We start from the raw sequence: 18104 nt of genomic DNA on the forward strand, positions 1-18104 counted from the left end.
ATCGGAGATCGACATGACATCTACCAAGACACTGATCCGCGCTGCCGTGTGCGCAGGACTGAGCGCCGCGCTCGCCGGCTGCCTGACTTCAACCCCGCACTGGGACGCGACGTTCGGCGACTCGGTCAACCAGATCAAGGAAATGCAGACGCTCAATCCGCAAGCCTCGACCAATACCGATCCGGTCGCGGGCATTGACGGCACGGCGGCGGCCGCAGCGCAGAAGAGCTATGCCAAATCGTTCACGGCGCCACCCGCGCCGACCAACAGCTTCACCATCGGCATCGGTTCGTCGAGCAGCTACTGAAACAGCGCAGCCAGGCGGCTCGGACTCGAGCCAGCGGAGACACACCATGATCGACACCCTCCTGATTTCGTCCAGCGCCGAGCGCGCGCCGCGGATCGCCGCGCGTCTCGAAGCAAGCGGCATTGCGTTCCGGCTGCGCACGCTGCACGGCACCGCGAAGCAGTTGCGCGTGCACGCCGCGGCGATCAGGAGCGCCGACCTGCTAATCATCGACGACGCCGAGCTGACGCCGCGCGAACTGAGTGGCGTCGAAGAGGCGCTGTCCCACACGCCGAATCTGCACTGCATGCTGGTGACGCCCACGCCTTCGACCACGCTGTTGATGGCCGCCATGCGCGTCGGTGTGCGGCACGTGCTCTCCTGGCCGCTTGACGAGGCCGAACTCGCCGACGCCCTCGCGCATGTCTCAGCGAAGAAAAGCGCGGGCGTGCGCCGTGACGGCCGCGTGGTCTCGTTCACGTCGTGCAAAGGCGGCAGTGGTACGACGCTGATCGCCGTGAATCTCGCTTACGCCCTTGCGGCGCAGCGTGACAAGCGTGTGCTGCTGATCGACCTGAACCAGCAGTTCGCCGACGCGAGTTTGCTAGTCGCCGACAAACCGCCGCCTGCGACGCTCGCCGACCTGTGCTCGCAAATCGACCGGCTCGACGCCGCCTTCTTCGAAGCCTGCGTGATGCACGTGCACCCGAATCTCGACGTGCTGGCCGGCGCGGGCGATCCGGTCAAGTCGGGCGAGCTGCGCGCCGCGCATCTGGAACGGATATTGACGCTGGTGCGCGAGCAGTACGACGCAGTGCTGATCGACGTCGGCCAGAACATCAATCCGCTTGCAATTCATGCGCTCGATCACAGCGACTCGATCTGCATGGTAGTGCGGCAGAACATCCTGTATCTGCACGCCGGCCGCCGCATGCTCGACATCTTCAAGGAACTCGGCTACCCGGCGAGCAAGGTGAGGGTGATCGTCAACCAGTACGACAAGAGCGCGCGCATTGATCTGGCGACGCTCGAAGAAACGCTCGGCGCGAAGGTTGCGCAACAATTGCCGCGCGACGAGAAGCAGGCCACCGAGGCGCTTAACCACGGTGTGCCGCTCGTTACGTCGGCGAAGGGCGGCGCGCTCGCTCAAGGCATTGCGCATCTGGCGGACATGATGTGGCCGCGCCCTGTCGAAGCACGTAAGAGCGTGCTAGGTCGTCTGTTCCCGGGCCGGCCGAATTCGCCGCCGCAACTGAAAGCCGGACACTAAGCCGGGACAAGTCAAACCGAACCCGGCTGCCATCGAAACAAAGCGGAGAGCACCATGTCATTGCGCGAACAGTTGATGATGCAAAACGGCACGATACCGTTCGACGGCACCAACGGCGGCGCTGCAGCTGCCGGCGTTGCCGCAGAAAGTCTCGCGGCGCGGCGCGCGTACCAGCAACTCAAGATGAACATTCATCAGGCGATCATCGACCGGGTGGAGCTCGACAAGCTGCAACGCCTGTCGCCCGAACAGATCAAGCGCGAACTCGCGCAACTGGTCGAACGGATCGTCGACGAAGACAAGATTCCGATGAACGAGCTCGAGCGCCGCCGTCTCGCGCAGGACGTGCACGACGAAATGGTCGGCCTCGGTCCGCTCGAACCGCTGCTCAACGACCCGACCATCTCGGACATTCTTGTCAACACATCGCAGCACGTGTACGTGGAACGACGCGGCCGTCTCGAACACACCGACGTCACGTTCTACGACGACGCCCATCTGATGAAGATCATCGAACGCATCGTCTCGCGCGTGGGCCGCCGGATCGACGAGTCCACGCCGATGGTCGACGCGCGCCTGCCCGACGGCTCGCGAGTCAACGCGATCATTCCGCCGTCGGCGATCGACGGTCCGCTGGTGTCGATTCGCCGCTTCGCGGTGAATCCGCTGACGGTGGCGGACATGGTGACCAATCAGAGCTTCACGCCGGCGATGGCGCAGCTGCTCGAAGCGCTTATCAAATCGAAGCTGAACGTGTTGATCTCGGGCGGCACGGGCAGCGGCAAAACCACGCTGCTCAATCTGCTCTCCGGTTTCATTCCGGGCGACGAACGGGTCGTGACGATCGAGGACGCGGCCGAATTGCAGATGCGCCAGGAACACGTGCTGCGGCTCGAAACGCGGCCGCCGAACATCGAAGGCAAGGGTGAAATCTCGCAGCGCACGCTGGTGCGCAACGCGCTGCGGATGCGCCCCGACCGCATCATCCTCGGCGAAGTGCGCGGCGCCGAAGCGCTCGACATGCTGCACGCCATGAATACCGGCCACGAAGGTTCGATGGCCACGCTGCACGCGAACACGCCGCGCGATGCACTGACCCGGCTCGAAAACATGGTCGGCATGGCGGGTCTGACGATGCCGATCAAGGCGATTCGCCAGCAGATCGCTTCGGCGATCACGGTGGTGGTGCAGGCCTCGCGTTTGACGGACGGACGTCGCAAGCTGATGAGTATTCAGGAAGTCACCGGCATGGAAGGCGACATCATCAACATGCAGGAGATTTTCACATTTAAGCGGACCGGCGTCGACGAAAACGGCATGATCAAAGGGCATTTCTGTGCGACCGGCGTGCGGCCGAAGTTCTGCGACCGGCTGGCGGGCTTCGGCATTGCGCTGCCGGACCAGATGTTCGATCCGGCACGGCGCTTCGAGGTGTGAGCATGCCTAACACAAAGGCTTCAGGGAGACGGACATGAACACCTCGTTTATCGGCTTTGCGGTGCTGGCGTTTCTTGCGATCGTGCTGCTGATCGAAGCCGTCTATCTGTTCTGGAGCAGCCGTCATGGCACGGCCGTCAAGCGCATGGACGAGCGCCTCCGCGCACTCACGGCGGGCGGCAATATCAGCGCCGAGAAACTGTCGATTCTCAAGCAGCGCCTCCTGAGCGATTCGCCGTTCATTACGCGGCTGCTGCTGCACGTGCCGCGTGTGCACGCGCTCGACCGTCAGTTGCAGCAATCCGGGCTGCGCTGGTCGGTGGCGCGTTTTGCGACCTATACGCTGCTGTGCGCGCTCGTCGGCGCCGTGCTGGGTTTCGTGATGCATGCGCCCGCCCCGGTGATAAGCGCCGTGGCCGTGGTGCCAGGCTTGCTGCCCACGATGATCCTGCGCCGCAAGCGCGCAAAGCGCGTGCTGCAACTTGAGCGTCAGTTGCCCGACGCGGCTGACCTGATTGGCCGCGCGCTGCGCGCCGGCCACTCGTTTCCTGCCGCGCTCGGCATGGTCGGCGAAGAATTGCCCGACCCGCTCGGTGGCGAATTCGCGCTGGTGTTCGACGAGATCAACTACGGTGTGTCGATGAACGATGCGCTTCTGAATATGGTGAACCGCGTGCCGGTCGAGGATCTGCGCTACTTCGTGATCGCCGTGCTGATCCAGCGCGAAGCGGGCGGCAATCTGGCGGAGATTCTCGGCAGCATCAGCAGCATCATTCGCGAGCGGCTGAAGTTGCTTGGCAAGGTGCGTGTGCTGTCGGCGGAAGGGCGGCTGTCCGCGTGGATTCTCGGCGTCTTGCCGTTTGCGATCCTCGCGCTGTTGTCGCTGCTAAATCCGGGCTACATCAGCGTGTTCTGGAAGGATTCGGCGGGTGTGCAACTCGCCGCAGGAGCGCTCACGATGATGCTGTTCGGCATCGTGTGGATGCGCAAGATCGTGCGCATTCATGTCTAGACCGTCCGTTCCATAGGTTCGAAATGAGGAGCGCGGGCGCGGCCCGCAGACCATGAAAACAGAACAGATCGTCATGCTGGGGGTGATGTTCCTGATCGTGTTCGGCGCGGCGCTGAAAGCGATGATGCTGCTGAAGCCCGATCCGGTGCAACGGCGTATCGAGGAGATCGGGCAGTCCGGCGCCATCGCTCTTGGCGATGCGGAAGGCGATGCCGGCGCGCAGAAGAGCTGGGTCGAAACCGTCACCAAGGTATCCGAACGTGTCGCCAGGCTTTCGCTTCCAAAAGAAGATTGGGACAAATCGGCGCTGCGCCTGCGCTTTGCGAACGCGGGTATCCGCACACCGTCCGCTCCGGCCATCTATTTCGCCGCCAAGACGCTACTGGCCCTCATTCTGCCCGCCATCGCGCTCATCTTTCTCAGCAATGTCTTCGACGCCGACAAGCGGATGGTGTTGCTGCTGGTAGTGCTGGCGGTATCGGCAATCGGTTTCTATCTTCCGAACCTGGTGCTCACGCGCCTGATCGACAGCCGCCAGCGCAAGCTGTTCGAGGATCTGCCCGACGCGCTTGATCTGATGACCGTCTGCGTCGAGGCGGGCCTCGGGCTCGATGCGGCGATGATGCGTGTCACCCAGGAAATAGGCGTCAAAAGCCGCGCGTTGAAAGACGAGTTCGACATGGTGCTGCTGGAATTGCGTGCCGGATCGGGGCGCGACAAGGCGCTGCGCAATCTGTCGCTGCGCACCGGCGTCGAGGATATTGATACGCTCGCCGCGATGCTGATCCAGGCAGACCGCTTCGGCACCAGCGTTGGCGATTCGCTACGTGTTTATACGGACAACCTGCGCACCAAACGGCGCTTGCGCGCGGAAGAGCAGGCTGCGAAGATCGCGTTAAAGTTGCTCTTTCCTCTGATGTTTTTCATTTTCCCGACGCTACTGGTCGTGCTGGTCGGCCCGTCAGCGATCCAGGTCGCGCGCCAGCTGCTTCCGACCATGACCGCCATGTCGGGTGGCTGAGCGATAGAGATTGAGCGAACCATATCTACCGGGGAATTCCATGTTTGCGTCGAGCCCGTTTCCTGAACTGCTGATCCACGCGCGGCACTGGCTGGGCGGCTTCGCGCTCGCCCTGGTGATGATGAGCGTGGGTGCGGCGCTGGAGCGGCGCTGGCCTGCCGAGTTGCTGCAGTCGCGTGCGGGGATGCGTTTTAACGTCATCTACGCGGGACTGTATATGGGGCTCGCGGAAATCATGCGGCCGCTGATGGCGGTGGCGAGCGTCGCGATCATCAATGCGCTCGGCGGTGGTTGGGTCGTGCTGGCTTCGCGGGGGTGGGGCGCACTCGCTTCCATCGTGGTCGTGCTGTTGACGGTCGATCTGCTGGAATACGCGTTTCACCGCTTGCAGCATGCGTGGCCCGTGCTGTGGAAGTTGCATTCGTTGCACCACAGTGCCACCGACTTCAATGTCACGGTGACGTTCCGGCATCACTGGTTCGAGGTGTTCCTCAAGGGCTGCCTGCTCTATCCGGTGGTCGGCGTGCTGTTCAAGGTCGAGCCGTGGATCGTCGGTGTCACAGCGGTCATTTTTATGTTCGGCAATTACTTCGCGCATATGAACCTGCGTGTCGACCTGGGCCGCTTCACGACGTGGGTCAACAATCCGCAATACCACCGCCTGCATCACTCGAACCGCACCGAGCATTTCGACCACAACTTCACGCAACTGCTGCCGCTGTGGGACGACCTGTTCGGTACGCTGTGGGTGCCGGCGAAACATGAATGGCCGGCTACCGGTCTGGACGACGGCGCACAACCGCGTTCGCTGCTCGGTGCGTTGAGCTGGCCGCTGCGTTCGCATGCTGGCCTCGGCGCCGTTCTGAACGGCAGGCGTGTCGAGATACTGGACAAGGAGGCGAAATGAAAGCCATCCGGCGTGCCACCCGCCTGACATCTGGCTTAAGGGACACCACGCGCAAGCAGCGCGGCGTAGCGACGATCGAGTTCGCGCTGCTCGCGCCGCTGCTGTTCCTGCTGCTGTGCATTGCGATGGACCTGGGCATCGCCCTATGGGTCAATCTGACGATGCAATATGCGGTGAGGGAAGGCGCCCGTTACTCGGTGACGGGGCAAAGCAATCTCGATCCGAATGCGACCAACCAGCAGCGTTATCTGGCGATCGTGCAGGAAATCAAGACTAGCTCGATGGGTCTCTACACGCTCGTTTCACCGAGTTACGTGATTACCATCAACGGCGCGACCCAGAGCTACACCACGCAGACGAGTTATAGCACCGGCATGTTCGGCAATCCGGGCGACATCGTCGTGCTGCAGATCAATTGCATCTGGCCGCTGCTGACGCCACTGGTCAAGCCGTTCTTTGCCAATGGCAAGTTCAGTTTCAGCGTCGCGGCCACGATGCGTAACGAGGGCTTTTGACATGCGCACCCATTCCTCGCGAAGAAGCCGCCACGCTGCCAGAGGCATCGTCAGCGTGGAAATGGCGCTGTTGCTGCCGGTCCTGGTCGCGTTGGCGCTGCCGGTGTATGACGTCGCGCGCAACATCCAGGCGCAGATGATTCTGATCAACGTGAGCCGCGAAGGCGCGAGCCTGTCGTCGCGCGCGTCGCTCACGTATCCGATGCAGACCATCATGTCGTCGCTGACCTCGACCACACCGCCGCTGAACATGAATGCGCACGGGATGATCTACATCACCGAGATCATGGGCAACAACAACTGCGACAGCAACGGCAACAACTGCACGGGCGTCGTGGTCGCCCAGTATCGCTGGAACGGCAGCAATTATTTTCCGGCGAGCCAGTTGTGGAACTGCGGCAACAGTGGCACGCGCTGGGCCACCGACGGCACCGGCAGTTGCAGCGGGATTCCGGCGGCGGGGAGCACGTCGCCGGTGGTGAATCTGCTGCAAGGCAAACTTTCCGACGGCCAGATAGCGTACGCGGTCGAGACGTTCTATTTGCAAACACCACTGATCGGCTCATTGAATCTGGGCGGCGGCATCAAGACGCCGGCGCTCTCGCCCAATCTCTATGCAATGACGGTGTTCTGATTCAGGCAGCAACGGATTCAAATAAAAAAACGCAGGTCGGGGGATGCAATGAAAACAAGAGCGGCACATAAACGGCAGAAGGGCTCGGTCAGCATCATCGTGGCGGTGTCGCTGATTGCGTTGCTGGGCATTATCGGGCTCGCGGTGGATTCCGGTTTCGGCTACATGATCAAGGCGCGGCTCGACGCCGCCACCGACGGCGCGGTGATCGCGGCCGGCGAAGCGGTCACGCGCGGCAACAACCAGACGCAACAGACGGCCAACGCGCAGCAGGCGGCCACCGCTTTCTTTGCTGCAAATTACCCGACGGGTTTTCTCGGATCGAGCGTGACGGCTGGTACGCCGTCGATCGTGTTCAACGCCGGCACGGTCACGATCGGCATGACGGCGCAGGCGAGTGTGCCGGTCACGTTCATGCAGACGCTTGGGTTCAGGGTGCTGAATGTGAGCGCCTCGTCGCAGGCGATCCGCAAGACGCTGGATCTGGCGTTCGTGATCGATACGACCGGTTCACTGAATACGTCAGGTGTGCCGGCCGCGGTTCGCTCGAATGCAGTGGCGTTCCTTAACAACTTCGACGTCACGAACGATCGTGTGGCGCTGATGCACTTCGCGTTCGGCACCGTGGTGGACGTGCCGTTCAATGGCAATACACGCGGATTCGACCGCGCAACGATGACCGCTGATATCAACAACTACGCTTTCAGCGGCAACACCAATTCGGCTGAAGCGATCTGGAATGCGCGCAACCAGTTGAATACGGTAATTACGCAGCCGTCCAGTCTGCGGGTGATCGTGTTCTTCTCGGACGGCGCACCGAATAGCTTCTCGTCTTTCTTCCCGACTAATCAGAGCGCGTGCAACAACAATAAAGCCGGCACGATCGCAAGCGGCGACGCTACGAACGGCTTTCTATCGGGGCTGGACAGCATAGGTGCCCAAAGTCAGCAGTTCGCATCGCCATGCTACAAGAGCGGCCAGAGGGCGAGCAGCGACGCGAGCACACTCGTGACCGCGCTACCGAAGTGGTACAACGCGCACAACTTCAACGAACAGATCTTCCCCATCTGGCCCGTGACCGCTCCGCGCGCGGTGCCGAACGGCAATGTCACGTATGTGAACGTCAACCGTGTGTCGCGCAATCTGCTCGAAGCGATGGCAGCGCAGGCGCGCATCGACGGCACTTACGTGTTCACGCTGGGCTATGGACTCACCCTCGCTCAGCCGGCAGGCCCGGACAACGAAATAGGCGAGGAAGTACTCAAATGCATGGCCAACACACCTGATTCGCTGCCCCGCTGCTACAACCCGGCGCAACCGGTCGGCGTGTATTGCTATGCCGCGACGCCGAACGATCTGAAGCCGTGCTTTTCGCAGCTGGCCTCGCAAATTCTCCGCATTTCCAAGTGAGCGCGCCATGACACCGACGACACCTTTGCAGGATCTGCCTCTCGCACTCAGCCCTGCGGACGCGGCGGCTCTGCCATCAGCATCCGCATCCGCTGCCGATATGGGCGAGTCCACCGGCTTGCGCCACGCGCTGGTGGAAATCACAGCACGGGCCGCCGCCGCGACGATGCTGAGCCTGTTCGCCTACGCCGCGATCATTCAGTGGCGCGCGGCGCCGTCGCGGATCACGTTGTTGCTGCTGGTAGTGGCCGCGTGCGTGACAGTCGGTCTTTCGCTGTTTTCGCGCGTGCCGATGAAGCGCGACTGGCGGCTCTTCGCGGTCATCTGTTCGATGGGCGGCACGTATTACTTCCTCGCCGTGCGTCTTGCCCCCGGCGCGCAACTGGTGCCGGAGATGGTCGGCGCATCGTTGCAACTGCTAGGGATTCTCTGGCAACTGTTCGCGAAGGCGTCGCTGCGCCGTTCGTTCGGCATCTTGCCGGCGAACCGTGGCGTCGTATCGCGCGGGGCATATCGCTTCGTGCGTCATCCGATGTATCTGGGTTACTTCATCACCGACATCGGCTTTCTGCTGGTGAACTTCGGCCTGCAAAACCTGCTGGTGTACGGCTGCCAGTTTGCCTTGCAGGTGGGCCGGATCGTGCGGGAAGAGCAGCTTCTATCGGCAGACGATAGTTATCGGACGTACAAGGGGCGCGTACGTTATCGCGTGATTCCCGGCGTGTTCTAACCAACACTCCCACCACGCACCGCCTTGCCACCCGTCAAACAAACAATCATGGTGGCCACGACGAGCACGCATAGCGCTACGCGCAAGCCGAGCAAACCCGCGCCGAGTCCGATCAACGGCGGGCCGACCAGGAAGCCGGCATAACCCGCCGTGGCCGCCATCGAAACGCCGACAGCCGGCGTAACCGTCGAGCGGCCCGCCGCGCTGAAAATCACCGGGACGATATTCGCGAGGCCGACGCCGACCATGGCAAAGCCCACGCAAGCCGTGAGCACGGTCGGCAGGCTCAACACCAGCGCGAGCCCGGCCGCCGCCAGCAGGCCGCCGAAGCCGATCACCTTGCTCGAACCGAAGCGCCGCACGGACACATCGCCGACGATGCGGCAAGCCGCCATCGAGAACGCAAACGCGGAATAGCCGACCGCCGCGACGCTGGCCGCTTCGGTCAAGGTAGCGCGCAAATACACCGCGCTCCAGTCGGCCACCGCGCCTTCCACCATCATGCAAAGGAACGCGAGCAGCGCAAGCTTCATCACTTTGGCGTTGGGCACCGCGAAGCCGCTGGAGGACGCGGCCGCGCGCGGACCGAGATCACGCAACGCCAGCACCGCGGCGGCGGCCATGAGGACGGCGATGAACACGTCCGGCAGCACGAGACCGCCGATCACGCCGACGCCGTTTTTCTGAAGCATGGCGCCCGTCGCCGCACCGAGCAGGCCGCCCGCACTCCACGCCGCATGAAACGAGGACATGATGGGCGACTTCCATTGCGTTTCGATCGTGCTGGCGTGGCCGTTCATCGAAACGTCGAGCGCGCCGTTCGCTGCGCCGAGCGCGAGGAGCACGATGCACAGCGTCGCCAGGTTCGGCGCGAAGGCGGGGAGCGGCAGCGCCACGACAAACGCCGCGCCGAGCAGCGCGGTGGCCCGACCACTGCCGAAGCGCGGCGCCAACTGTCCGGCCAGCGGCATCGCGATGATGGCCCCCAGCGCAAAGGCGAATAACGCGATCCCCAGCGAAGTATCGTTGAGCGACAGGCTTTCCTTGATGCGTGGCACTTCGACTGCCCAGGCGCCGATCCCGAATCCGTTGGCGAGAAATACGCCGAGGGTGGCCACCCGCTCCTTGAGCGGTTTCATGAGCGGCGTGCTGACCGGAGTAGCGAGTGTTTTCATGAGCGCGCCACCATCACGTTGTCGCATACCGCTGCGAGTTGGGCGCGCCGCGCGGCCGTTACATCCGCTTCGACGAATAGGTGGTCCACGGCGCGCGCCGGCGCAACGTAAAACGGCGCAGCGGTCATCAGTTTTTCCGACGTCACGGCGATGGCGACCTGGCTGCTTGCCTGCACCATCGCCCGTTTGAGTTCGGCCTCTTCAGCGTCGAACGCGGCGACTCCTTCGTCTGGATCGAACGCGCACGCACCCAGAAAGCAAAGGTCGGCCTTGATCTGCTGGATCTGCAGCAACGCCGTGGCGCCGGTCGTGCCGGCTGCGTGCTGAGCGATGCGCCCGCCGATAAGAATGATGTCGAAGCCCGGCCGGTTCAGCAGGCGCGCGCAAGCCTCAGGCGAGTTCGTCACGACGGTTAGATCCGCGTTGTCCGGGAGCGCGGTGGCAATCGCAACGTTGGTCGACCCGGTGTCCAGCAAAATGATTTGCCTGGGCCGGACGATGGACGCAGCGACGATGGCGAGACAGGCCTTGCGATCCACGGCTTCGTGCATGCGGACCGAGGCGTCTACGCCGGCAGGCGAGATCAGCAGGGCGCCGCCATACACGCGCTTGCAATGACCCTGATCGGCCAGTTCGCGCAAGTGGCGGCGGACCGTATGTTCAGATGTTTGGAGTTCGGCAGCGAGTTCGGATGCCAATACGCGGCCCTGTGCCCGCAGCCGTTCCAGAATCAGCCGCTCCCGCTCTTCGGGCAGAAGCCCGTCCACTGCATCCTGCCGCGTTCGTTGCATGACCTCACCTTGCTCGATTGTAAAACAATCATAATCGAGCATAATCTAACGTAAACGAGCAGATCGAGCAACGGTGCGGTCGAAATTCTCCTGAATGGACAGGTTCGGCAGGCCGTTAAGGCGCTGACGTCGGCTGGGCGGGCCGCGCACCGGGCTGGAGGCCTGTAATCGCCGAGGCCGCGATCCACGCGCGCCATTGCGACGTGAAATTGAATTCGGCATCGATTGCAAACGCCAAGTCGAGCGCTTCATTGAGCGTCGCTCCGCGTTGCAACGCATCGAAAGCCGCATGCGCGGCGGCGCATTGAACGAGTATTTGCGGCCGCCATTGTGGTCGCACAACCAGTGCGTAGGTCGGTGACTCGAGATTTGCCGGAAACGAGCCGCCCGGCTGGTGTGCAGCCCAGATCTCGGCGATCGCATAGCGCGACGAGATGAGCGCACAGGCGGGATGCACGGCCAGTTTCGCTTCGAGCAAATCTTCGGGGCGGATGGCGGCCCATTCCGCTTGCGTGAGCACGTTGGCGTCGGCGGCAAAGTAGGCCAGATGCAGCGACCATTCGAGACGCGCGAGGTCGGCGAAATAACGGAAACGAGGGGCCTGTTCGAAGGTTTCGATGAAAGCCGGCAGTGCGGCGCCGAAGCGATTGAGGTCGCCGCTCTGTGACGGATGTGCTTGCGCGTAAGTCACTGACAGTGCATCGAAGTAGGCGCTGCCGACCAGCGCCAGCACGACGGGATAGGCGCTGGCGAGTGCAGTCCGCTGATTGGCGCGAATGCTGCTCCGATAGAGGTCGACGCGTTGGCGCAGATTGTCCGCGAGTTCGTTGCCGGCGCCATTGTCGTTGCTGCTGAAGCAAGGCGTTTGTCCAGCGGCACATGCAGGGATGTCGGCGCGACCTTGCACTTGATCGACTCCGCGCCCCGTGCATTGCAGTTGCGAAAGCACAGGTCGCAGTTCGCCCTCCAGCGATTCGGCAAACAAGCGCTGCAGTGACTCAACCGGCGTGCGCATCGTCGGCGTCGTATTGAGTGGAAGGGGTGAGGGCCGATCGCCTGGCGTGAACGGTGTTCTGGATATCACGGGCGCGACAGACTTCATCGAGCATGACGCTTAACGCCGGTACATCGGTATCCCACTCGATCAGCGCCGGTATGGTGCCGAACCGCTGTAGTGCGTATTCATAGAGCGCCCAGACTTCGTTGGTGACACTTGAGCCGTGATCGTCGATGACGGCGATGTCCGTCACGCGATGACCCGCAAGATGAATCTCGCCGATCGTGCCAATCGCCAGGGCGTTCATGGCCGCGACAGCGTCCTCTCCATGATTGCATTGGTTCACGTACAGGTTGTTCACGTCGAGCAATACGCCGCAACCCGTGCGTGACGCAAGTTCCGCAAGAAATGCCGTCTCGCCGTATTGATCGTCGCGGAATCGAACGTAGGTGGAGACGTTTTCCAGTAGAACCGGCCGGCCGAGCACGTCCTGCAATTCGCTGACACGCGAAGCGAGCAGCGCGAGCGCCGCTTCAGTCAACGGCATCGGCAAAAGATCGTTCAGATGGCCGGCCGATGTCGCGCCCCAGCAAAGATGTTCGGAGACGACAGCCGGCTCGATCCGCTCGATCAGACGTTTGAGCTTCGCAACGTGAGCGAGGTCAAGTGGTTTCGCCGAGCCAAGGCCGAGACCGACCCCGTGCAAACTGACGGGCAGATCGCGTCGCACGGTGTCCAGCACGTGCAGGTCGAAGCCGCCGTCGCCGAAATAGTTTTCGCTGTGCACCTCGACCCAGTCGACCGCCGGCGTAGCATTGAGGAAGTCGCGGTAATGGGTATGGCGCAACCCGATACCGATGCCGGCCGGCGCGCAGGCAGAAGGGACGAGGGGATGCATCATAGGCGTCGACTGCCACAGGATCGCCGCATTGGCGTCAGGAATGCTGTTCGTCGATCTTGCCGCCCATCTTCTGGCAGGTTCCTTTCGGCACGGTCTTGAAGTCGCCCTTGTCGTGGTCGACCTTGGCCTCACCGGCGCAGCCGTGCACACCGGTCTTGCTCGCGCAGTCGTTCTGGCCGGCCTTGGCGATGCCAAAGCACTGAACCTTCTCGTCCGCATGCGCGGCGCTGATTCCGGTGGCCGCGAGTCCTGCGAGGGCCGCGGCGATCAATGCCGGCCGGCTAAGTTTCGAATTCAATTTGCTTCTCCTGAGTAAGCGGCAGTGGATCGCTCGCCGCACCATTTCAACCGTCGCTTGGCCATGGGCTGCTTCGGGGCTGAGACGGTGCGCCTGATTCGCAGCGCCGGGGTCACGTGTAAGCCGATTTTAAGCCTGCCGTATTGATTATCCGGCATGTTACTGGCTCATCGTACTCGCGCTTTTCACGGCACAGGAGGCGGTGACTTTCTCGCCGTCGCTGAACGAGAACGTCAGCGGGATCGTCGTACCGATCTTGAGCGGCTGTTTCGGATGCTCCAGCATCACGTGATAGTTGCCTGGTGCGAAGACGAGCGAGCCGTGCGCGGGCACCGCCACCTGATGGACCATCGCCATGGAAGACGTGCTGCCCTGGCTTTGTGTCTGATGCAGCATGGCCATGCCGAAAGCTTCTGTGCTGATACCGGTGAGATTGACCGGCTGATCACCCGCATTACTGGCCTTGAAATAGCCACCCGATGGCAGGTCACCCGGCAGGGTGCGGATCCAGCAGTCCGATACGCTCACGGTTGCCGCGCCACCGGCGAAGGCTTGAATGGATGATCCGCACAGCAAGGCGGCGAGGAGAAGTTTGCGTGATGTCTTCATGATGTGTTCCTTGTTTTAACGGCGGAAATGAAGCGTTAAGCAGGTTGCCGCGTGGCGCGGCCAAAAATCGTGTGATCGGCGAGCCACACTGCGAGCAGCGTGGCGCCCATCAACGGAAAGACGATGCCGAGCAGAACGAGACCGGTTTTCCAGCCACGCATCGGCGGTGCGGCACGTTCGCGCGAGGGTGCGCCGAGCGAGCGTTGCGGCCGACGCTTCCACCACATTACGCAGCCGGTCACGGCCATTCCCGCGAGGCCAAGCGAAATCGCGGCGCAGAGGATCTGATTGGCGACGCCGAAATAGCGGCCCATATGCAACGACGTGCCGTACGAGACGGCTTTCGACACCGCGCCGTAGTCGCCGTAACGGATGTCTTTCAGCACCGTGCCGCTGTATTGGTCGATGTACAGCGTGCGCTCGTCTTTCGGGTCGGCGGGAAAGTACGAGACGGTGTAGACGCCCGTAGCGGAGGTGGGCAGCACGATGTCGTAGCCGGTCTGGACACCGAGCGATGCGACGAGGGCGACGATGCGTCCGAGCGGCAGCGCTTGCGCCGCGTGTGCATCGGCGGATTGCGGCACTGGCGTGTTACCGACGGCCCATGGCGTGAGCGGCAACGGTAGATCGTCCATCACCATGCCCGGCATCGAGTCCATGTTCGCCTGGTGTTCGCCGTGTGCGTCGTGGCTCGATTGCGGTTCGGCGTCTGTGTCCACAGTACCCGCATGCTTATCAGCGCGCGCACCTGGCAGGGCAGAACGCAACGGCAAGCCACCCCACGAGCCCGGCGGCGCGCCAAGATTTGCGGCGGTCGCGAGCGCCTTGAACTGCTTACCCCATGAGCCTGTCCACGGCAGGCCGCTCAGCACGAAGATGAGCGCACCGAGCGCGAGCCAGATACCCATCACGGTGTGAAGATTCTTCCAAAGCGCGCGTCCTTGCAGCGAGAAACGAGGCACCAGCGCCGCGCGTGCGGTGGTCTTCTCGCGCGGCCACCAGAGTGCGATGCCCGTGCCGATCATCACCAGCGTCCAGCACGCGGCCAACTCCATCAGCAATTCACCTGGCTTGCCGAGCAGCAGCTTGCGGTGAAGCATGCGGTCCACCTGCATGAAGCGGCGCTCGACGCTCAGCGTGCCCAATACTTCACCACTGTATGGGTTCAGATAGATGCTCTGTTTTTCGCCGTCGACGAGGCGAAAGATGAACTCGGTGCTGCGGTCCGGTGCGCTCGCGATTGGCGCCGTCACCGCGCGCGCATCGGCCGGCATCGCCGCGCGGGCTTTGGCAAGCAAGGCGTCTTCAGTCAGCCTGGGCGTGGCTTGCGGTTCGACGATCAGGCGGTGCGGGTAAAGCAGCGGTTCGATTTGCGGCTGGAAGCAATACAGCGTGCCGGTGATCGCAAGCACGACCAGAAACGGCATCACAAAGAGTCCCGCGTAAAAGTGCCAGCGCCAGAGCGTCCGGTAGCCAGTATTCGCAGCGCCTGTTGCCGAGGTCGCGCGTTGAGCGGTGGTGGTGGACATTCAATCCTCCTGAAGCAAAAAATGAGTCGATCGGTTTGCGCAGCGATGCATGCGCTGGTTGGCAACTCGCGAGTGCATCGGGCACCGGGCGAGCGCAAACCGCGCATGCAAATCGCGAGTTCACATACGTAACTTCGCTTCGACGTAGAACGTGCGGCCCGGATACGGGTGATAGACGAAGTAACGCGCGTCGAACAGGTTATCGACGCCGATACCGACTTCACTCAGCTTCGTCGGCTTGAACGTGAATTTCGCGTCCGCCACCGTGTACGAACTGGTGCCGCCGAATACATCGGGATTCGTGTCGGTATTGGTGAGCGTGTTGTATTCACGGCCGGAGTAGCGCGCGGCAAGCGTGATCGCTGCACGTTCGTCGATGTGATACGTCGCGGCGAGATTCGCGCGCCACAGCGGAATCCGATAGAAGTACTTGCCGACGGTCGCCGGGTTCTGTGCATTCGCGATGATCTTCGACTGCGTGTACGCCACGCTCCCCAGTAGATCGAGACCGCGCACGAATACATCCTGTCCCGAGTAGCTCGTTTCGACGCCACGCGAGCGCACCTTGCCGATGTTCTGGAAATTTGTCACGTTCGGAATCACGGTCGTATCGGTCTGACTGAAGATCGTGTTCTTCACGTCGTCCTGAAACAGCGAGAAACGGAACACGCCATTCCAGTGCGCCCATTCAGCGGTCAACTCCTTCGAGAGATCGTCTTCGGGCTTCAGGTCCGGATTGTTGTTGATGATCGACGAGCCGTTGATTTGCCCCTGGAACATCTCGCCCACCGTCGGAAACCGATAAGCGCGGCCAATGGAGGCGCGCAAGCTTAGATCGTCAGTGACGTCGAACGACAACGAGGCCTTCGGCGAAAAGTGATGCTGGTTCGCGTCGCTGTACGGAAAGGCTTTGCCCGGCAGCGCCTGCGAGCCGCCATAGGCTTGCCAGTCTTCGTACCGTACGCCGTAGACCAGCTTCCAGCGCGGCAGAAAGTGCCAGGCATCCTGTGCGTGCAGCGCCTGAGTCTGTGTCTTGCCCTTGAATGCATTGGCAAACGAGGTCGCCGCGCCGTCGCGCCAGTTCAGCGTGTTGTAGCTCTCGTTGTCGAGGAAATAGTTGTCGTAGTGATAGCCGAAGCTCAGCGCGTGACTCGTCAGGCCCGCTTGCGGCGTGACGGGTGTGTAGGTGGTGCGCAGATCGAGCGTTTTCCAGCCGGTGCCGTCGCCGAAGATCACGGTGCCAGGGCCGTTGCCCGGCGCGCCCGAATTCGCAGTGCGCGCCACGCTGTTGCCGACGTCGTAGTACGAAGCGATCGCTTCGCCATTCCAGCCGGTGGCGTTGCGGGTTTTCAACGTGAGTCCGTATAACCAGTTCTCGCTGTAGCCGAGACTCGGGGCGAGGGCGGCCGCCGGAATCGAGTACTCGTAGCCGGCGATCGCGACCTTGCCGTTGTATACCGGATTGCCGTTCGCATCGCGCAGAAAACTCGACGTCGCGCTGTTGTACGTCTGATGCCAGTAGCCGAGCGTGAAGGCAGCCTGCAGTGTCGGCGTGAAGTCGTACTGCATCTTCAGCTTGAACTGGTCCTGCACCGTGTGTTCGATCCCTTCGCCGTTCACACCGAGCACCGCGGTCGGCGTGTTGGTCTGGTTGTTGTAGAAGTACGCGCCGGTCACCGGTGTGTCTCCGGCTTTCGCGGGCGTGCTCGACTTGGCCAGCGTGGCGAATTGCAGCGGCTGGCTCGTGTTCTCAAGGTGATTCACGCCCAACCGATACGAGAACTTCCCGATCTGGTCGCCGATCGATGCGCTCGCCTCGCTGCCATTGAAATTCTGATTCACGCCGAACAGGCTGAAGTGCTGGGTGAACGCTTTGACGTCCGCGTCGGCTTCGAACTTCTTCGGCATGCGGGTGCTGATGAGTACCGTGGCGCCTAGCGAATTGCCCGGATAGAGCGCGGAAAACGGCCCGTAGATCACGTCGACCTGCTGGATCTCGTCGGGGAACACCATCGACCAGCGCGGCGGAAACGAATAACTGTTGCCGAGCAGATTGCTGAGCAGCAGGCCGTCCGCGTAAACGAGGCCACGCGCGCTCTGCGTGTTGCTGGTGCCGCGTACGGCGATGATCGAGTTCAGATCCCCGATAAAACGCTTGCGCACGGCGAGGTTCGGCATGTACTTCAGCACGTCTTCGGTGTTGACGACGTTCCAGTTGTCGAACTGTTCGCGCGTCACGGTCTCGACCGAGGCCGGCAGGTTAGGGTCGACCGCGCGCGGGGCGGAGACGGCATTGGTATTGGCGGTGACGCTGACAGCAGGCAGCGTGGCGTCGGCGGGCGCGCTATCCGCGTGAGCCGGGGAGGCAATAAATGCCGGTGCGAACGCCGGAATTAACGCAGAAAAATAGGCTGGAAAATACGATCGCGGCCGCCGGCCGGATGGGATGCGCCGAGCGCCGCGACGGGCGCAAAAGGGCAGCCTTCGCAGAGCGAAGTTGAGCATGAACGTTTCCTTGATGCATTGAACAGGCGATCGCGTGCCCCCTCAACGGGCGCGACAAGATGCGCGATCAGGAACAA

18 protein-coding genes are annotated in these 18104 nt (G+C 62.3%); 10 read left to right on the forward strand and 8 right to left on the reverse strand.

Annotated features, from left to right (window positions below):
* Window positions 1-13: 13 nt before the first annotated feature.
* From PQQ86_RS26710 to PQQ86_RS26755, 10 genes are read left to right on the forward strand one after another with little or no spacing between them, the layout of a single operon-like run.
* The gene (locus PQQ86_RS26710) at window positions 14-307 is read left to right on the forward strand and encodes a hypothetical protein (protein ID WP_408273736.1); all 294 of its coding nucleotides are present in this window, start codon (window positions 14-16) and stop codon (window positions 305-307) included.
* 46 nt (window positions 308-353) lie between these two features.
* Window positions 354-1556: a CpaE/TadZ family protein gene (locus PQQ86_RS26715; RefSeq protein ID WP_408273739.1), complete on the forward strand. Its 1203-nt coding sequence runs from the start codon at window positions 354-356 to the stop codon at window positions 1554-1556.
* Window positions 1557-1610: 54 nt separating this feature from the next.
* On the forward strand, window positions 1611-2993 hold the full coding sequence (locus PQQ86_RS26720) for a TadA family conjugal transfer-associated ATPase (protein WP_200651419.1): 1383 nt from the start codon (window positions 1611-1613) through the stop codon (window positions 2991-2993).
* Window positions 2994-3027: 34 nt separating this feature from the next.
* A complete protein-coding gene (locus tag PQQ86_RS26725) occupies window positions 3028-4005 on the forward strand; it encodes a type II secretion system F family protein (RefSeq protein ID WP_408273743.1) in 978 nt (325 codons plus the stop codon).
* Window positions 4006-4057: 52 nt separating this feature from the next.
* Window positions 4058-5026, forward strand: coding sequence for a type II secretion system F family protein (locus PQQ86_RS26730; RefSeq protein ID WP_408273745.1), 969 nt, complete (start codon window positions 4058-4060; stop codon window positions 5024-5026).
* Window positions 5027-5066: 40 nt separating this feature from the next.
* A complete protein-coding gene (locus tag PQQ86_RS26735) occupies window positions 5067-5933 on the forward strand; it encodes a sterol desaturase family protein (RefSeq protein ID WP_408273748.1) in 867 nt (288 codons plus the stop codon).
* Window positions 5930-6448, forward strand: a complete 519-nt coding sequence (locus PQQ86_RS26740; protein ID WP_408273751.1) for a TadE/TadG family type IV pilus assembly protein — start codon at window positions 5930-5932, stop codon at window positions 6446-6448. Before PQQ86_RS26735 ends, PQQ86_RS26740 begins: the two co-directional genes overlap by 4 nt.
* Before the next feature lies 1 nt (window position 6449).
* On the forward strand, window positions 6450-7082 hold the full coding sequence (locus tag PQQ86_RS26745; RefSeq protein ID WP_408273754.1) for a TadE/TadG family type IV pilus assembly protein: 633 nt from the start codon (window positions 6450-6452) through the stop codon (window positions 7080-7082).
* A 48-nt stretch (window positions 7083-7130) separates the two neighbouring features.
* Window positions 7131-8492 (forward strand): TadE/TadG family protein, encoded by a 1362-nt coding sequence (locus tag PQQ86_RS26750; protein ID WP_408273757.1) that lies wholly within the window; start codon window positions 7131-7133, stop codon window positions 8490-8492.
* 7 nt (window positions 8493-8499) lie between these two features.
* Window positions 8500-9222, forward strand: coding sequence for a methyltransferase family protein (locus tag PQQ86_RS26755; protein WP_408273760.1), 723 nt, complete (start codon window positions 8500-8502; stop codon window positions 9220-9222).
* Here PQQ86_RS26755 and PQQ86_RS26760 read toward each other — a convergent pair.
* The 8 genes from PQQ86_RS26760 to PQQ86_RS26795 form a co-directional block, all read right to left on the reverse strand.
* The gene (locus tag PQQ86_RS26760; protein ID WP_408273763.1) at window positions 9219-10397 is read right to left on the reverse strand and encodes an MFS transporter; all 1179 of its coding nucleotides are present in this window, start codon (window positions 10395-10397) and stop codon (window positions 9219-9221) included. The genes PQQ86_RS26755 and PQQ86_RS26760 overlap by 4 nt on opposite strands.
* Complete coding sequence (locus tag PQQ86_RS26765) at window positions 10394-11188, reverse strand: DeoR/GlpR family DNA-binding transcription regulator (RefSeq protein WP_408273766.1); 795 nt, start codon at window positions 11186-11188, stop codon at window positions 10394-10396. The genes PQQ86_RS26760 and PQQ86_RS26765 overlap by 4 nt, the downstream gene beginning before the upstream one ends.
* A 115-nt stretch (window positions 11189-11303) precedes the next feature.
* Entirely contained in the window at window positions 11304-12203 is a 900-nt protein-coding gene (locus tag PQQ86_RS26770) for an HvfC/BufC family peptide modification chaperone (RefSeq protein ID WP_408273769.1), read from the reverse strand.
* Window positions 12187-13086: an MNIO family bufferin maturase gene (gene bufB, locus PQQ86_RS26775; RefSeq protein ID WP_408273772.1), complete on the reverse strand. Its 900-nt coding sequence runs from the start codon at window positions 13084-13086 to the stop codon at window positions 12187-12189. Before bufB ends, PQQ86_RS26770 begins: the two co-directional genes overlap by 17 nt.
* A 34-nt stretch (window positions 13087-13120) precedes the next feature.
* Window positions 13121-13384: a BufA1 family periplasmic bufferin-type metallophore gene (locus tag PQQ86_RS26780; RefSeq protein ID WP_257021092.1), complete on the reverse strand. Its 264-nt coding sequence runs from the start codon at window positions 13382-13384 to the stop codon at window positions 13121-13123.
* Between the two features lie 159 nt (window positions 13385-13543).
* Window positions 13544-13993 carry a copper chaperone PCu(A)C gene (locus tag PQQ86_RS26785; RefSeq protein WP_408273775.1) on the reverse strand — a complete coding sequence of 150 codons (450 nt, stop codon included), beginning with the start codon at window positions 13991-13993 and terminating at the stop codon, window positions 13544-13546.
* 35 nt (window positions 13994-14028) lie between these two features.
* A complete protein-coding gene (locus PQQ86_RS26790; RefSeq protein WP_408273778.1) occupies window positions 14029-15522 on the reverse strand; it encodes a PepSY-associated TM helix domain-containing protein in 1494 nt (497 codons plus the stop codon).
* A gap of 120 nt (window positions 15523-15642) precedes the next feature.
* Window positions 15643-18027: a TonB-dependent receptor gene (locus PQQ86_RS26795; RefSeq protein ID WP_408273780.1), complete on the reverse strand. Its 2385-nt coding sequence runs from the start codon at window positions 18025-18027 to the stop codon at window positions 15643-15645.
* Between the last annotated feature and the right edge of the window lie 77 nt (window positions 18028-18104).

Source organism: Paraburkholderia sediminicola, assembly GCF_046026675.1.
Taxonomy (GTDB): Bacteria; Pseudomonadota; Gammaproteobacteria; order Burkholderiales; family Burkholderiaceae; genus Paraburkholderia; species Paraburkholderia sediminicola_F.

Excerpts from the sequence above, each read along its gene's own strand:
- PQQ86_RS26790 (WP_408273778.1), bottom strand. The coding sequence starts at position 15,522 with ATGTCCACCACCACCGCTCAACGCGCGACCTCGGCAACAGGCGCTGCG.
- PQQ86_RS26730 (WP_408273745.1), top strand. The coding sequence starts at position 4,058 with ATGAAAACAGAACAGATCGTCATGCTGGGGGTGATGTTCCTGATCGTG.
- PQQ86_RS26745 (WP_408273754.1), top strand. The coding sequence starts at position 6,450 with ATGCGCACCCATTCCTCGCGAAGAAGCCGCCACGCTGCCAGAGGCATC.
- PQQ86_RS26770 (WP_408273769.1), bottom strand. The coding sequence starts at position 12,203 with ATGCGCACGCCGGTTGAGTCACTGCAGCGCTTGTTTGCCGAATCGCTG.
- PQQ86_RS26725 (WP_408273743.1), top strand. The coding sequence starts at position 3,028 with ATGAACACCTCGTTTATCGGCTTTGCGGTGCTGGCGTTTCTTGCGATC.
- PQQ86_RS26785 (WP_408273775.1), bottom strand. The coding sequence starts at position 13,993 with ATGAAGACATCACGCAAACTTCTCCTCGCCGCCTTGCTGTGCGGATCA.
- PQQ86_RS26740 (WP_408273751.1), top strand. The coding sequence starts at position 5,930 with ATGAAAGCCATCCGGCGTGCCACCCGCCTGACATCTGGCTTAAGGGAC.
- PQQ86_RS26720 (WP_200651419.1), top strand. The coding sequence starts at position 1,611 with ATGTCATTGCGCGAACAGTTGATGATGCAAAACGGCACGATACCGTTC.
- PQQ86_RS26795 (WP_408273780.1), bottom strand. The coding sequence starts at position 18,027 with ATGCTCAACTTCGCTCTGCGAAGGCTGCCCTTTTGCGCCCGTCGCGGC.
- PQQ86_RS26710 (WP_408273736.1), top strand. The coding sequence starts at position 14 with ATGACATCTACCAAGACACTGATCCGCGCTGCCGTGTGCGCAGGACTG.
- PQQ86_RS26765 (WP_408273766.1), bottom strand. The coding sequence starts at position 11,188 with ATGCAACGAACGCGGCAGGATGCAGTGGACGGGCTTCTGCCCGAAGAG.
- PQQ86_RS26735 (WP_408273748.1), top strand. The coding sequence starts at position 5,067 with ATGTTTGCGTCGAGCCCGTTTCCTGAACTGCTGATCCACGCGCGGCAC.
- bufB (WP_408273772.1), bottom strand. The coding sequence starts at position 13,086 with ATGATGCATCCCCTCGTCCCTTCTGCCTGCGCGCCGGCCGGCATCGGT.
- PQQ86_RS26755 (WP_408273760.1), top strand. The coding sequence starts at position 8,500 with ATGACACCGACGACACCTTTGCAGGATCTGCCTCTCGCACTCAGCCCT.
- PQQ86_RS26760 (WP_408273763.1), bottom strand. The coding sequence starts at position 10,397 with ATGAAAACACTCGCTACTCCGGTCAGCACGCCGCTCATGAAACCGCTC.
- PQQ86_RS26750 (WP_408273757.1), top strand. The coding sequence starts at position 7,131 with ATGAAAACAAGAGCGGCACATAAACGGCAGAAGGGCTCGGTCAGCATC.
- PQQ86_RS26715 (WP_408273739.1), top strand. The coding sequence starts at position 354 with ATGATCGACACCCTCCTGATTTCGTCCAGCGCCGAGCGCGCGCCGCGG.